Here is a 13,386-nt window from a genome sequence, read left to right as displayed (position 1 = left end):
TTCCGGGGTGCCATACGTTCGGGGTGGTGGCCGCACGTCGCGGGAGACTTCCGCGCTGTGCGCGGTGGTGCTGCCCGGTCCGGCAGGCAACCGACTCTCGAAGGCGGTGCACCCATCGTGAGTGATCAACCGGTGATCGCGGCGCGCGATCTCACCAAGACGTACACGTTCCACCAGCAGGGCGCCGGGCTGGGTGGGGCGATCAAGAGTTTGGTACGGCGGAAGTACGAGACGCGGCTCGCGGTCGACGCGGTGTCGTTCAGCATCGAGCGGGGCGAAGTCGTCGGCCTGCTCGGGCCCAACGGGGCGGGGAAGACGACGACCCTGAAGATGTTGTCGGGGTTGCTCTACACAACGTCCGGCGAGTTGCAGGTGCTCGGCTGCCGGCCGTCGGACCGGAAGTACGACTACCTGCGACGGATCGCGCTCGTCATGGGCCAGAAGACGATGCTGTGGTGGGACGTTCCGGCCATGGAGAGCCTCCTGCTGCACAGGGACATGTACGGGCTGCCGGCGGCGGAGTTCGAGCGGAACGTTGCCGAGCTCGCCGAGCTGCTCGACGTACAGGACCTGCTGAATGTCCAGGTTCGCAAGACGTCCCTCGGTGAGCGGATGAAGCTCGAGTTGCTGGCGGCGCTCGTGCACGGGCCGGAGATCCTGTTCCTGGACGAGCCGACGATCGGGCTCGACGTCGTCGCCAAGGCCCGGGTCCGCACGTTCCTCGAGGACCTGAACCGAGTTCGCGGTACGACGATCCTCGTCACCAGCCACGACATGGACGACATCGAGGCGCTCTGCTCGCGGGTGATGATCATCGACCACGGGCGCCTGCAGTACGACGGCGGTCTCGACGATCTCGTGCGTACGGCGCGACCCCGCAAGCTCGTCCGGGCGACGTACGCGAACGAGGTCGACGCCGGCCCGCTGGCAACGCTGGACGATGTGACTGCGGTCGAGAGCTCCGGCCTGGTGGTCAAGCTCGAGGTGGATCGCGAGCGCGCCGGCCAGGTGCTGGAACAGCTCACGCGGCTTGGCCCGCTCGTCGACCTCGACGTCGCGGACGCCGACATCGAGGAGATCATGCGCGACCTGTTCCTGCGCCGCAGCACGCTGGCGGACCCGTCGTGAGCGCACTGGTCCGCAACCTCCGGGTACTGCGCCGGATGACCGCGGCCGAGATCGCGCAGCAGTCCATCTACCGCGGCGCCTGGGTCATCTTCATGGCGGCCAACATCTGCGTGCCGATCATCTCGTTGCTGATCTGGCGTACGGCGATCGCGAACGGGGCCCGCCTCCCGGTCGACGAGAGCTACCTCACGACGTACTTCGTGCTGCTGAGCTTCGTCACGATGGCGACCTCCTCGTGGATGACCGGCTTCCTCGCCAACGACATCCGGCTCGGCAAGCTGTCCAGCTGGATGGTGCGGCCGGCGTCGCTGCTGATCGGGTTCGTCGCGAACAACCTGTCGGAGAAGTTCCTGAAGATGATCGCGCTGGTCCCGATGATCGGCGTGCTGTGGTGGATCTTCCAGGACTCGATGAGTATCCCGGCCGGCCCGGGCCACTGGGCGTTGTTCGGGGTCAGCCTGGTGCTCGGGGCGATCCTGGTGTTCACGATCGACATCCTGATCGCGTCGCTCGCGTTCTGGATGGACGACGTGACCGCACTCGCACAGGCCCGGGTGATCATCGCGGGCGTCCTGTCCGGCGCCGTCGTACCGCTGGCGCTGATGCCGGACTGGTCGCGTGGGTTCGTCGACAACCAGCCGTTCCGGTTCACGGTGTCGTTCCCGGTCGAGATCGTCGTGGGGTCGTTGTCCGGGGCGGAGCTCCTGGTGGGGTTGGGGCTTCAGCTCGGGTACGTCGTCGTGTTCGGCGTACTCGCTCGACTCGTCTGGTCGGTCGGGATCCGCGCGTACTCGGCGGTCGGCGCATGAGCGACCTCCGTACCCACGCCGACGAACGGCGGCCGCTGGATCGCACCTGGCTGCATGTGCAATTGCGGCACCTCCGGCTGTGGCGGCGGTTCCTCGCGCAGGCGATCGTCCGCGAGACGCACTACCGGGCGCACTTCCTGACCACGTTGCTGGTCGGGTTGGTCCAGCTCGGGCTCGGGACCGTGCCGATCCTTTTGCTGTACGGATACACCGACGAGGTGCACGGCTGGTCGCGGGCCGAAGTGATCGCGCTAGTAGGGATGTACCAGATCGCGACCGGTCTGCTGGCGACGTTCGTCGCCCCGAACCTGAACCGGATGACGTCGTACATCACCGAGGGCGAGCTCGACGGCGTGCTGCTGCGGCCGGTGTCGAGCCAGTTCTACTTGACGCTGCGGTGGATCAACGTCGCGGAGCTGAGCAATGTTGCCAGCGGCATCGTTGTGCTGGTCGTCGGCCTGGTGCAGGCCGACGCCGGGCCGAGCGCGGTGGACATCCTGCAGGCGGTGGTGCTCGCCGCGGCCGGCCTGGTGCTGCTCGTCTGCGTGTGGAGTGCGATGTCCTTCCTCGCGTTCTGGTTGCAGTCGGTGAGCCCGATCGGGTTCGTGTTCCTGAACCTGGTCGAGGCGGGGCGCTATCCGCTGGTGTTCTTCCCGACTGCGGTGCGCGCGTTTCTCACGTTCGCGTTCCCGGTGGCGTTCGCAACGACGTTCCCCGTGCAGGCGGTGGCCGGTGGGATCGGGTGGGCGCCGGTTGCGGGCGGAGTCGGGTTGGCGCTCGTGGCCGTCGTACTGGTGCGTCTGTTCTGGCGACACGGGGTTCGTTCGTACGCGAGTGCGTCGAGCTAGCCTCACAGTTTGGCCGACTGCTTCGTCGTACCGGTATGACACAGACGAGCTATGACGTGGCAATCGACGAGTTGCTGGAGCGGCGGGTCGAGGCCTGCCGAAGGACATCGACGCGCTGATGTCGCTGTACGCCGACGACATCGTGTACTACGACGTGATCGCGCCGCTGCAGTTCATCGGCGCAGACGAGGTACGGCGCAACTTCGTCCGCTGGTTCGACGAGTACGACGGGGGGATCGGCCTGGAAACCCAGGACCAGCGCGTCGCCGTGAGCGGGGATGTCGCCTTCGCCCACATGCTCCACCTGGACAGCGGCACCCGCCGCAACGGCCTCGAACTCGCAGTCTGGGTCCACTCAACCGTCTGCCTACGCCACATCAACAACCACTGGCTGATCACCCACGAACACATCTCAATCCCCCACGACCCCAACGACTGGACCGCCGTAGTAGACGCAACCCCCTGACGGTGGCCGCACCCTCGTCGGGGCTTTAGCGCCCACCGGTCCCACGATCGGCAAACCTTCGTCGAGGCGTCGCCCCCACCGGCCTGACCGCGGCGAGCTCGTTGCGGGTGCAAGTGGTGGTCGCCCGGCTCGTGGCAGGATCGGCTGCGGGAGGCGATCGCGATGGTCTCAGCCGATGAGGGACGGCCGCCAACGAGTCATGAGCGGATGGCGGGGCAGCCTTGGGATGCGTCGTACCAGGACGGACCGCCCGCTTGGGATTTCGGCGGCCCGCAGCCGGCCGTCGCACAGGCAGCTTCGCGTTTCACAGGCCCGGTGCTCGACGCCGGCTGTGGGACCGGCGAGAACGCCCTGCACGTGGCATCCCTCGGTCTGCCCGTGCTGGGCATCGACGTCGCCGAGACCGCGCTGGCCCTCGCCCGCGAGAAGGCCGCTGCGCGGGGGCTCAAGGCCGAGTTCGCGTACGCCGACGCCCTTCACCTCGACCGCTTGGGCCGCAGCTTCCAGACGGTCCTCGACTGCGGCCTGTTCCACACCTTCGACGCCGACGAGCGCCAGGAGTACGTCGCAAGCCTGGCCGCAGTCACCCAGCCCGGCGCAACCCTCTACATCCTGTGCTTCCGCGACGCCGGCCCCACCAGCGGCCCACACCCCCTCACCCAGGCAGCTCTTGAGGCCCCCTTCACCACCGCCTGGTCCGTCATCACAGTCACCCCAACCGAAATCCGAGCCAACCTCCCCCACACCACCACCGCCCCCGCCTGGCTAGCAACAATCCGCCGTACGACGTAGCGCTGAGGCCCGGAGCTGACCGAGCAGTCCCGCGACGGCGTGGGCGCGAATCGAGACCTTGACACCCCCGCAGTGGGCAACTACCGGAAATTACGCGTGCTCGCCAACCGCTCCCTGTTCAAGGCCCCGCCCCGTGTCCTCCGCACTCCGCCGGACCCGGGTTGCGGTGTGCGACGCCGCCGGAGGCGGCCGACAAGACAGCCACCGCGCAGCGGTGTCCGACCAACCTCGCCCGAGACTCCCCCGGTCGCGGAACTTCCCACCCCGGTTCCGGAACTTCTGCCATCCCCACAACTTCAGCTGCACGCGCCGTGGGAGCATCGAGGATGGTCGAGCCCATCATTCAGCGCGGCATCAAGATCGCCGGCGAGAATCCGATGATCGTTCTGTATCGCCCGGGCAGCGACGACATCGTCGTACTGGTGAGCATGTGGACAGCGCGGTACTCGCCTGTCGGTGCAGGGCGGGCGCTGTTGATCTGGACCGATCCGGACGGGTCGGGACTCGGGTCCGACGCGCCGGTCGGGATGTACGCCGACAACCCGGAGTTGGCCGGGTACGTCTGGGAGCACTTCTATCGCGACTACGACCTGATCCGCGGACGCGGGATCGAGACCGGCCCGCCGGTTCCGGCCCGGTTCGTCGAGGTCTCCGGCGGCGAGCGGTTCCACCGGATCACGGGCGTCGCCGCTGCGACCACGATCGAGCTCGAGTGGCGCGACGTACTCGACTGCTTCGAGGTGCGAACACAACTCACCGGCTTCGACACGTACGCCGTCGCCTGCCCATGCGCCGCAGCCGACGTCCGCGTGAACAGCACCACCGCCCGCGGCGAAATCCACCAACCCGAAGGCTGGTTCGGCAGCTCCGCCGCCTTAGCATTCGCCGAAACCTGGCGCGAGACCTAACCGGCGAACATCTCGCGGAGGGCAGCTTCCTGTTCGGCTGTGAGGTTCGACTGGATGAGTTGTGGCATCTGGAGGCCGGTGGCGGCGAAGGCGGCTCTGATCTTGTCCTGTACGGCGTCGCTCGACAGCAGGAACAGGGCCGACGTACCAGGTGTGACCTGATCGCGCACCGACTTGATGAAGTCGTCGCTGATCCCCACGTCGACCAGCGATCCGGCGATCGCACCTGACGCGGCCCCGATCGCAGCACCGGCGAACGGCATCAGGAAGATCATCCCGAACAACATCCCCCAGAACATGCCGCCGATCGCACCGACTCCGGTCAGATTCCGCACCTGCCGAGTCTTCGGCCGCCTGGCCTCCGGCTGCCACGACACCGACGCGGCATCATGCACCTTGATCAGCCCCTGCTTGGCCAACCCCTCCAAAGTGCCGATCGCCTGATTCGCCCCATTCCACGTACCGAACTTCCACACCGTCAACGTCGCCATCCGCCACCTCCAACTCCCACCCTCCCGGACCACCCCCGCCCTCACCTCATCCCTTGCAGGTGAGGCCTACTCGCCTCGGTCCGCTGACACGAGCGGCAACGTACGGGCGCTCTCCCACAACGTCTCGAACTGGCTCGCGAAGAGCTCGAACCACTGCCCGTCACGATCGGCGCGCAGGCTGAACGACGGATCGCCTCGATGCTCCGGTGCTGATGGGGCCGACCGGCGGGGAGCCTGGTGGACTCCCCGCCGGGGTCTCGGTTGATCGCCGAACGCGGCTAGGCGTGTGCACGACTCGCGGCGTCGACGAAGTCGGCCAAAGAACAGGCGCCGTCGGAGGCGGTGTCCTTTCAGTCTTTCAGGCCGGATTGGGTTACTCCTTGGATCAGGTAGCGCTGCAGGAACAGGAAGATCAGGACCAGCGGCAGGATGGAGACGGCCGCGGCCATGAAGAGTTCGTGGATGTTGATGGTTTGGGCGGTGACGAAGGTGGACATGGCAACCTGGACGGTCCAGGAGGAGGAGTCCTGGCCGATCACCAGGGGCCAGAGGAACGAGTTCCAGTTGCCGATGAAGGTGATCGCAGCGAGCGCCGCGAAGAACGGCAGGGAGTTCGGTACGACGATCCGCCAGAACACCCCGAAGTGCCCGGCCCCGTCCACCCGCGCCGCCTCCTCCAACTCCCGTGGGAAGTTCAGGAAGTACTGCCGGAACAGGAACGCCGCGAACCCACTGAACAGCGTAGGAATGATCAGCCCGCGCAGTGAGCTGACCCAGCCCAGCGACGACACCACGATGAAGCTGGGGATGAACGTGACCGCGGCCGGGATCATCAGCGTGGCGACGATCGCGTAGAACACCTTGTCGGCGTGCCGGTACGGGATCCGGGCCAGGCCGTAGCCGGCCATTGATGCCAGCAGCAACTGTCCGGCCGTGCCGACGATGCCGACGACGGCGGAGTTGTACAGCGAGCGCGCCATCGGCACCTCGGTGTCGTTGAACAGTTCGCTGATGTTGCCCCACTGCAGTTCACGCGGGAACAGCGTCCAGTCCGGCGCGGTGATGTCGGCTTCGGTGGCCAGCGCGTTGCGCAGGATCAGGTAGAACGGCAGCAGGAACAGCACCACCGCCACGACCAGCGCGACCCACCGGAGCGCCAGCCCGACCCGGCCGGCGGTGCTGCGGCTGAAGCCGATCGGCTGCGGGGTTCCCGTCGTACGCTCGGTGACGGCCATCAGTCACTCGCCTTCCCGAATCCGAAGATCCTGTTCTGCAGCAGCGTGACGAGCATGATGATCACCGCCAGGATCAGCGCGCCGGCCGAGCCGTGGCCGAGGTCCTGGATGGACCCGAGCGAGATGCCGTAGAGATAGACCAGCGGCGGCCGGGCGAAGTTCACGTTGCCGACGAGGTTGTAGAACTCGTCGAACGCCTGATACGCCGCGATCAGGTTCAGGATCAGTACGGCGACCGACGTCGTCCGCAGCTGCGGCAATGTGATGTACCGGAACACCTGCCATCCCGGCCGGGCGCCGTCGACGTACGCCGCCTCGTAGAGCGTCGGCGAGATCCGCTGCAACCCGGCGATGAACAGGATCATGTAGAACCCGAGCTGCAGCCAGAGCCGGACGGTGATGAGCGGGATCCAGTACCACGGCGGGTCGACCGTGGACAGCCAGGCGATGTTCTCGATGCCGAACCAGCCGAGCACGGTGTTCGCGAGACCGAAGCGGACGCCGTTGAAGATCGACAACCGCCAGATCAGCGAGGCGACCACGTACGAGCAGGCGGTCGGCAGGAAGAACACCGACCGGAAGAACGCCCGCGCCACGTTCACCTGGTTGACCAGCAGCGCCAGCCCCAGTGACAGCACGAACGTCAGCGGCACGATGAACACCGCGAAGACCGTGAACGTGCCCAGGCTGGACAGGAACGCCTGGTCGGTCAGCATGTCGATGTAGTTCTGCAGCCCGACGAACTTCGAGGGCGTGACCGTGTTGTAGGCCTCGAAGAAGCTGAGGACCAGGCTCCAGATGATCGGCAGGTACGAGAAGACCAGCAGGCCGAGGAAGAAGGGCCCGACGAAGACCCAGAACCAGCGGGTGTTGCCTGCGATCCCCTGCTTCCGCCGCCGGCCCCGCTGCTCACCAGTGGCAGCGGGGCGCTCCGTCTTCGCGGGAACGGTACTGGTCATCCGAACAGCCGCGTCAGCTCGGTGTTGACGGTCTTCTCGGCTTTGGCGATCTCGGCGGCGGGGTCGGCTCCCTTCCGGATGATGTTGGTGAGCATGTCGTTGAACGCCGTGTTCATCTTCGGCGTCCAGGCCGGGTCGTCGGTGTGACCGTGGTCCTGGGTGAGCTTGACCGTCTCGGCCGCGACGCCGCTCTGCAGCTTGGAGGCCTTGGCGGCGAGACTCTTGCGCGGCGGGATGTGGAAGCCGTAGTTGAGCGACCAGTCCTCCTGGAAGTCCTCCTTGTCGATCCACAGCCACTTGACGTACTTCTTGGCGGCGTCGATGTTCGGGCTCTTCGCGGAGACGAACTGCGTCCAGCCGCCGGAGTACACGGCCGGCTGACCCTGCGCGTCGAGCTTCGGGAACGGGATCACGCCGAGGTCGTCGCCGAGCGCCTTCTGCATCCCCGGCACCGCCCACATACCGATCCACTGCATCGCGACCAGGCCCTGGTTGATCGCTCCCGGGTCCCACCAGTCCGTCGGCGCACCGAGCAGCACGCTCTTGTCGGCGTACAACTGGTGCAGCTTCCCGAAGGCCTGGGCGGCGCGGGCGTCGGTGAATCCGGGCTTGTGGTCCTCGGTCAGGCGGTCGCCACCGGACGACCAGAGGGCCGGCCCGCCCATCGCGAGACCGCCGTCGTTGCCGACGAAGATGCCCTTCATCTTGTTCGTGGTGAGTTCCTTGGCCGCGGCGATCAGGTCGTCGACGGTCTCCGGCGGCTTGATTCCGGCCTTGTCCAGCAGGCTCTTGCGGTAGTAGATGACCTGCGGGTCGACGATCATCCGGATGCCGTAGACCTTGCCGTCGACGGTGTTGGTGGCCAGGTCGCCCGGCTGGAAGTCGTCCTTGACGTCGGCGATGATGTCGTCCAGCGCCACCACCTGGTTGCTCTTCACCATGCCGATGTTGAGCTGGCTCTCGAAGACGTCCGGTCCCTTGTTGGACAGCAGGCCGGACGACAGCTTGCTGCCGTAGTCACCCGGGGTCCACTGCACGGCGACGTTCGCGTCGGTGTACGCCTTGGCGTACTTGAGCGCTGCTTCCTTCGTGCCGGTCTCGCCGTACTGGTGGTACCACTGCGACAGAGTGACCTTGGCTCCGCCGGCGTCTCCCCCGCCGCCGGACGGCCTGCCGGTATTGCTCCCGCACGCGGCGGTGAACGCGGCCAGCGCGGCCAGGCCGCCGGTTCGCTTCAGCAGGTCCCGCCGGGTCAGACCGGCGTTCGGAACGTGAGCAGGCATGCACAAACCACCTTCCAGGAGAGCTGCAGAGAGTTACTTAACGGTGTTAAGCATCTCCGGTTTCGCACACGCTACAACTCCACCGACCGATCGCAACAGAGCTTGGCAGATGACGGTTCGGGTACGGAAACCCGGACCGGCGGCGCCTTTCCCTCGCCAGGTGAATCGTTGGAGAAGTGCCAGCACCATCGCTCAAAAGCGCGTCCGGCGCAAGACCGGACACGCTCTTGTTTGTGCGAGTTTGTTGAATCGAGTTCTTGAGGATCAGCCGAACGTCTCGCCCGCCTCGGCCTTGCGGACCAGCAGCGCCGGCGGCTCGAACCGATCGCCGTACGACGCCGCGAGCTCGCGGGCCCGCTCGACGAAGGCCGGCAGACCGTACGCGTTGACGTACTGCAACGCGCCACCGTACAGCGGCGGGAACCCGATGCCGAAGATCGAGCCGATGTTGGCGTCAGCGACGGAGCGTAGTACGCCCTCGTCGAGACACTTGATCGTCTCCAGCGACATCGCGAACGTCATCCGTTCCTGCAGGTCGACCATCGGTACGGCGTCCCGCGCCCGGTCGAAGTGCTCCCACAGACCCCGCCACAACCGCTTCGGTCCATCGGCCGGGTAGTCGTAGAACCCGGCGCCGGCCGCCTTCCCGCGCCGGTCGAACTCGTTGACCAGCCGATCCGTCACGGCCATCCCCGGATGGTCGTCGAACGCGCCCGCGCTGTCGCCGGCCGCGAGGGCCGCGTCGCGGATCTTCTGCGGCAGCGTCAGCGTGACCTCGTCCAGCATTGCCAGCGGCGGCGCGGGGAAGCCCATCTGGGTCGCGGCCCGCTCGATCGTCACCGGGTCGACGCCTTCGGCAACCATCGCGGCGCCCTCCATCACCAGGGTGCCGAACACCCGCGAGGTGAAGAAGCCCCGGCTGTCGTTGACCACGATCGGCGTCTTCTTGATCTGCCGAACCACGTCGTAGGCCTTGGCGATGGCCCGGTCCGAGGTCTTCTCCCCCACGATCAGCTCGACCAGCGGCATCCGGTCGACCGGCGAGAAGAAGTGCATGCCGATGAAGTCGCCCGGCCGGTCGATCCCGCCGGCCAGCGAGGTGATCGGCAGCGTCGACGTGTTCGAGCAGAGCAACGCGTCCGGCTCGACCACGCCGGCGATCTCGGCGAAGACCTTCTGCTTGAGCTCCTCGCTCTCGAACACGGCCTCGATCACCACGTCGCAGCCGGCCAGGTCGTTCGGGTCCGCGGTCGGCGTGATCAGGCTGAGGAACTCCTCCACCTCGCCCGCGGTCTTCCGGCCCTTCTGCACCTGCTTGGCGAGCAGCTTCTCGGAGTACTCCTTGCCGCGAGCGGCCGCCTCGAGCGAGACGTCCTTCAGGACCACCTCGATCCCGGCCTTCGCGCACACGTACGCGATCCCGGCGCCCATCATGCCCGCGCCGAGCACCCCGACCTTGCGGGCCGAGTACTTCGGTACGCCGTCCGGCCGCGAGGCGCCGGCGTTGATCGACTGCAGGTCGAAGAAGAACGCCTGGATCATGTTCTTCGCGATCTGCCCGGTCGCCAGCGACACGAAGTACCGGGACTCGATCCGCGAGGCGGTGTCGAAGTCGACCTGGCTGCCCTCGACCGCGGCGCTCATGATCGCCCGCGGCGCCGGGTACGGCGCGCCCTTCAGCTCCTTGCGCAGGTTCGCCGGGAAGGCCGGCAGGAACGCGGCCAGCTTCGGCGAGGCCGGTGTGCCGCCGGGGATCTTGTATCCGTCGCGATCCCAGGGCTGCTTGGCGTCGCCGTCGTACGACGCGATCCACCGGTAGGCCGCCTCGAGCAAGTCGTCGGCCGGGACGACCTCGTCGACGATCCCGACCTTGAGGGCATGCGCGGGCTTCATCCGCTGGCCCTGCAGCAGGACCTTCATCAGCGCGTCCTGCAGGCCGAGCATCCGGACCGTGCGGGTCACGCCGCCGCCACCGGGCAGCAGACCGAGCGTCACCTCGGGGACGCCGAGCTCGATCCGGTTGTCGTCGGCAACGATGCGGTGGTGGCAGGCGAGTGCGATCTCGAGCCCGCCGCCGAGCGCGCTGCCGTTGATCGCGGCAACCACCGGGACGCCGAGGGTCTCCAGCAATCGCAACTGCCGCTTGACCTCTTCGATGGTCTCGAAAACCTCGGCCGCGTTCTCCGGCTGGATCTTCGACAGCATCTGCAGGTTGCCGCCGGCAAAGAAGGTCGGCTTGGCGCTGGTGATCACGACACCCTTGAGTGTGTCCTTCTCGCCGCGCAGCCGGTCGACGGTCTCCCCCATCGCGGCGACGTAGGCCTCGTTCATCGTGTTCGCCGAGGCCGACGGGTCGTCGATCGTCAGCGTGACGACACCTTCGGCGTTGTTCCAGGAGATCATGCCGCGAGCCTCTCGATGATGGTTGCGACGCCCATGCCGCCGCCGACGCACAGGGTGGCCAGGCCGTACCGGAGCTCACGCCGCTCCAACTCGTCCAGCAGGGTTCCGACCAGCATCGCGCCGGTGGCGCCGAGCGGGTGGCCGAGCGCGATCGCGCCGCCGTTCACGTTCACCTTCTCGTGCGGTACGCCGAGATCCTTCATGAAGTGCAGTACGGCGGCCGCGAACGCCTCGTTCATCTCGAACAGGTCGATGTCGCCGACCGCGAGCCCCGCCTTGGCCAGCGCCTTGCGGGCCGCCGGCGCCGGACCGGTCAGCATGATGGTCGGGTCGGCCCCGCTGACCCCGGTCGCGACGACCCGGCCGCGCGGCGCCTGGCCGAGCGCCTCGCCGGCCTGCTCATTGCCGATGGCAACCAGGGCGGCGCCGTCCACGATGCCGGACGAGTTGCCCGCGTGGTGGACGTGCTCGATTCGCTCCACCGTCACGTACTTCTCCAGCGCGACCGCGTCGAAGCCGCCGTGCTCGCCGATGGCCGCGAACGACGGACGCAGGCCGGCCAGCCTCTCGACCGTCGTACCAGGACGGACCAGTTGGTCGTGGTCGAGGATCTGCAGTCCGTTGCGGTCGCTGACCGGGACGACCGAGCGGGCGAAGTAGCCGTTGGCCCAGGCCTTGGCGGCCCGTGCGTGCGACTCAGCGGCGTACGCGTCGACGTCGGTGCGGGAGAAGCCGTCCAGGGTCGCGATTAGGTCCGCGCTGATGCCCTGCGGGATGAAGTTCGTCTGCAGCGCGGTCTCGGGGTCCATCGCCCAGGCGCCGCCGTCGGAGGCCATCGGGACGCGTGACATCGACTCGACGCCGCCGGCCAGGATGAAGTCCTCCCAGCCGGAGCGCACTCGCTGAGCCGCTTGATTGACCGCCTCCAGGCCGGACGCGCAGAAGCGGTTGAGCTGCACGCCGCCGGTCGTCTCCGGGTAGCCGGCCGCGAGCACCGCCGTACGAGCGATGTCCATGCCCTGGTCGCCGATCGGCGTGACGACGCCGAGGACGACGTCGTCGATCGCGGCCGGGTCGAGGTCCGGATGCCGATTCCGCAACTCGTGCAGCAGGCCGGTGATCAGCTGGATCGGCTTGACCTCGTACAGCGCGCCGGTCGGTTTGCCCTTGCCACGCGGAGTCCGGATCGCGTCGTACAGGAACGCTTGACTGGTCATGCTCCAGATTGTGACAGTTATGGTGTCACGATGGTCAAGTAGGGGTCGTTATGATCTCCGCCATGTCGGAAGTCGCGGGGGACGAAGCGACCCTGACCGTCGACGAGTTGTCGACGCGGGTCGGAATGACGGTACGGACGTTGCGGTTCTACGCCGGGCGTGGGTTGATCCCGCCGCCGATCCGGCGTGGGCGGGTCGGGTACTACGGTCCGGAGCACATCGCGCGGCTCGACCTGGTGCGGGAGTTGCAGGCGCACGGGTTCACGCTGTCGGCGATCGAGGGCTACCTGGACCGGATCCCGGCCGACGCGACGCCGCAGGACATCGCGCTGCACCGGACGCTGCTGACCCCGTGGATGCGTGACCTGCCGGAGACGCTCGACCGGGCGACCTTGGTACGGCGTACCGGCCGCGAGCTCACCGACGACGACATCGAGATGCTGGTCGCGCTCGGCGTGGTCGAGCCGACGCCCGACGAGGACGTGTTCCAGGTCGCGACCGCGCACCTGAGTCTCGGGGTCGAACTGCTCGACCTGGACCTGCCGGTCGAGGCGGTGCAGGCAGCCGGCCGGATCTTCACCGAGCACGGCCGCGCGATCGCCGAGGAGCTGACCGAGGTCTTCCGGACGAAGGTCTGGCCCCACTACCGCGACTCCGGCGGCCCCCCGGAACACATCCAGCAACTCGTCGAACGCTTCAAACCCGTCACCATCCAAGGCCTGGTCCTGGCCTACGAACGAGCCGTCGGCGAAACCCAACGAGACACCATCAGGCGCACGGGCACCAAACCACCAAGGCGTTGAGTACCACGCGGCCGGAGCACCTCGTGCGAGGGCTCCGGCCGGGT

General features: G+C 67.3%; 13 protein-coding genes. 7 read left to right on the top strand and 6 right to left on the bottom strand.

Annotation, left to right across the window (positions count from 1 at the left end; all coding sequences use genetic code 11):
- The first annotated feature begins 117 nt into the window (after positions 1 to 117).
- The 6 genes from ACIBGM_RS24285 to ACIBGM_RS24260 all read left to right on the top strand — a co-directional run bounded on the left by ACIBGM_RS24285 (position 118) and on the right by ACIBGM_RS24260 (position 4,951).
- A complete protein-coding gene (locus ACIBGM_RS24285; RefSeq protein ID WP_360533586.1) occupies positions 118 to 1,128 on the top strand; it encodes an ATP-binding cassette domain-containing protein in 1,011 nt (336 codons plus the stop codon).
- The gene (locus ACIBGM_RS24280) at positions 1,125 to 1,937 is read left to right on the top strand and encodes an ABC transporter permease (RefSeq protein ID WP_396386841.1); all 813 of its coding nucleotides are present in this window, start codon (positions 1,125 to 1,127) and stop codon (positions 1,935 to 1,937) included. Before ACIBGM_RS24285 ends, ACIBGM_RS24280 begins: the two co-directional genes overlap by 4 nt.
- Positions 1,934 to 2,785 (top strand): ABC transporter permease, encoded by an 852-nt coding sequence (locus ACIBGM_RS24275; protein ID WP_396386840.1) that lies wholly within the window; start codon positions 1,934 to 1,936, stop codon positions 2,783 to 2,785. Before ACIBGM_RS24280 ends, ACIBGM_RS24275 begins: the two co-directional genes overlap by 4 nt.
- 94 nt (positions 2,786 to 2,879) lie before the next feature.
- Complete coding sequence (locus ACIBGM_RS24270) at positions 2,880 to 3,251, top strand: YybH family protein (RefSeq protein WP_396387063.1); 372 nt, start codon at positions 2,880 to 2,882, stop codon at positions 3,249 to 3,251.
- A 207-nt stretch (positions 3,252 to 3,458) separates the two neighbouring features.
- The gene (locus ACIBGM_RS24265) at positions 3,459 to 4,043 is read left to right on the top strand and encodes a class I SAM-dependent methyltransferase (RefSeq protein ID WP_396386839.1); all 585 of its coding nucleotides are present in this window, start codon (positions 3,459 to 3,461) and stop codon (positions 4,041 to 4,043) included.
- A gap of 326 nt (positions 4,044 to 4,369) precedes the next feature.
- Entirely contained in the window at positions 4,370 to 4,951 is a 582-nt protein-coding gene (locus ACIBGM_RS24260) for a hypothetical protein (protein WP_396386838.1), read from the top strand.
- Here ACIBGM_RS24260 and ACIBGM_RS24255 read toward each other — a convergent pair.
- The 6 genes from ACIBGM_RS24255 to ACIBGM_RS24230 form a co-directional block, all read right to left on the bottom strand.
- The gene (locus ACIBGM_RS24255; RefSeq protein WP_396386837.1) at positions 4,948 to 5,442 is read right to left on the bottom strand and encodes a DUF1269 domain-containing protein; all 495 of its coding nucleotides are present in this window, start codon (positions 5,440 to 5,442) and stop codon (positions 4,948 to 4,950) included. The genes ACIBGM_RS24260 and ACIBGM_RS24255 overlap by 4 nt on opposite strands.
- Before the next feature lie 350 nt (positions 5,443 to 5,792).
- Positions 5,793 to 6,677 carry a carbohydrate ABC transporter permease gene (locus ACIBGM_RS24250; RefSeq protein WP_360533566.1) on the bottom strand — a complete coding sequence of 295 codons (885 nt, stop codon included), beginning with the start codon at positions 6,675 to 6,677 and terminating at the stop codon, positions 5,793 to 5,795.
- On the bottom strand, positions 6,677 to 7,636 hold the full coding sequence (locus ACIBGM_RS24245; protein ID WP_360533563.1) for a sugar ABC transporter permease: 960 nt from the start codon (positions 7,634 to 7,636) through the stop codon (positions 6,677 to 6,679). Before ACIBGM_RS24245 ends, ACIBGM_RS24250 begins: the two co-directional genes overlap by 1 nt.
- On the bottom strand, positions 7,633 to 8,919 hold the full coding sequence (locus ACIBGM_RS24240) for a sugar ABC transporter substrate-binding protein (RefSeq protein WP_360533560.1): 1,287 nt from the start codon (positions 8,917 to 8,919) through the stop codon (positions 7,633 to 7,635). Before ACIBGM_RS24240 ends, ACIBGM_RS24245 begins: the two co-directional genes overlap by 4 nt.
- A gap of 264 nt (positions 8,920 to 9,183) precedes the next feature.
- Positions 9,184 to 11,322: a 3-hydroxyacyl-CoA dehydrogenase NAD-binding domain-containing protein gene (locus ACIBGM_RS24235; RefSeq protein ID WP_396386836.1), complete on the bottom strand. Its 2,139-nt coding sequence runs from the start codon at positions 11,320 to 11,322 to the stop codon at positions 9,184 to 9,186.
- Positions 11,319 to 12,539: an acetyl-CoA C-acetyltransferase gene (locus ACIBGM_RS24230; protein ID WP_360533554.1), complete on the bottom strand. Its 1,221-nt coding sequence runs from the start codon at positions 12,537 to 12,539 to the stop codon at positions 11,319 to 11,321. The genes ACIBGM_RS24235 and ACIBGM_RS24230 overlap by 4 nt, the downstream gene beginning before the upstream one ends.
- Before the next feature lie 62 nt (positions 12,540 to 12,601).
- Between ACIBGM_RS24230 and ACIBGM_RS24225 the strand changes: the two genes are divergently transcribed.
- A complete protein-coding gene (locus ACIBGM_RS24225; protein ID WP_360533551.1) occupies positions 12,602 to 13,342 on the top strand; it encodes a MerR family transcriptional regulator in 741 nt (246 codons plus the stop codon).
- Positions 13,343 to 13,386 lie beyond the last annotated feature (44 nt).

Source organism: Kribbella sp. NPDC050470 (assembly GCF_044458365.1).
Taxonomy (GTDB): domain Bacteria; phylum Actinomycetota; class Actinomycetes; order Propionibacteriales; family Kribbellaceae; genus Kribbella.
The sequence above is the reverse complement of the archived record's forward strand: the minus strand, read 5'-3'. Positions and strand labels throughout refer to the sequence as shown.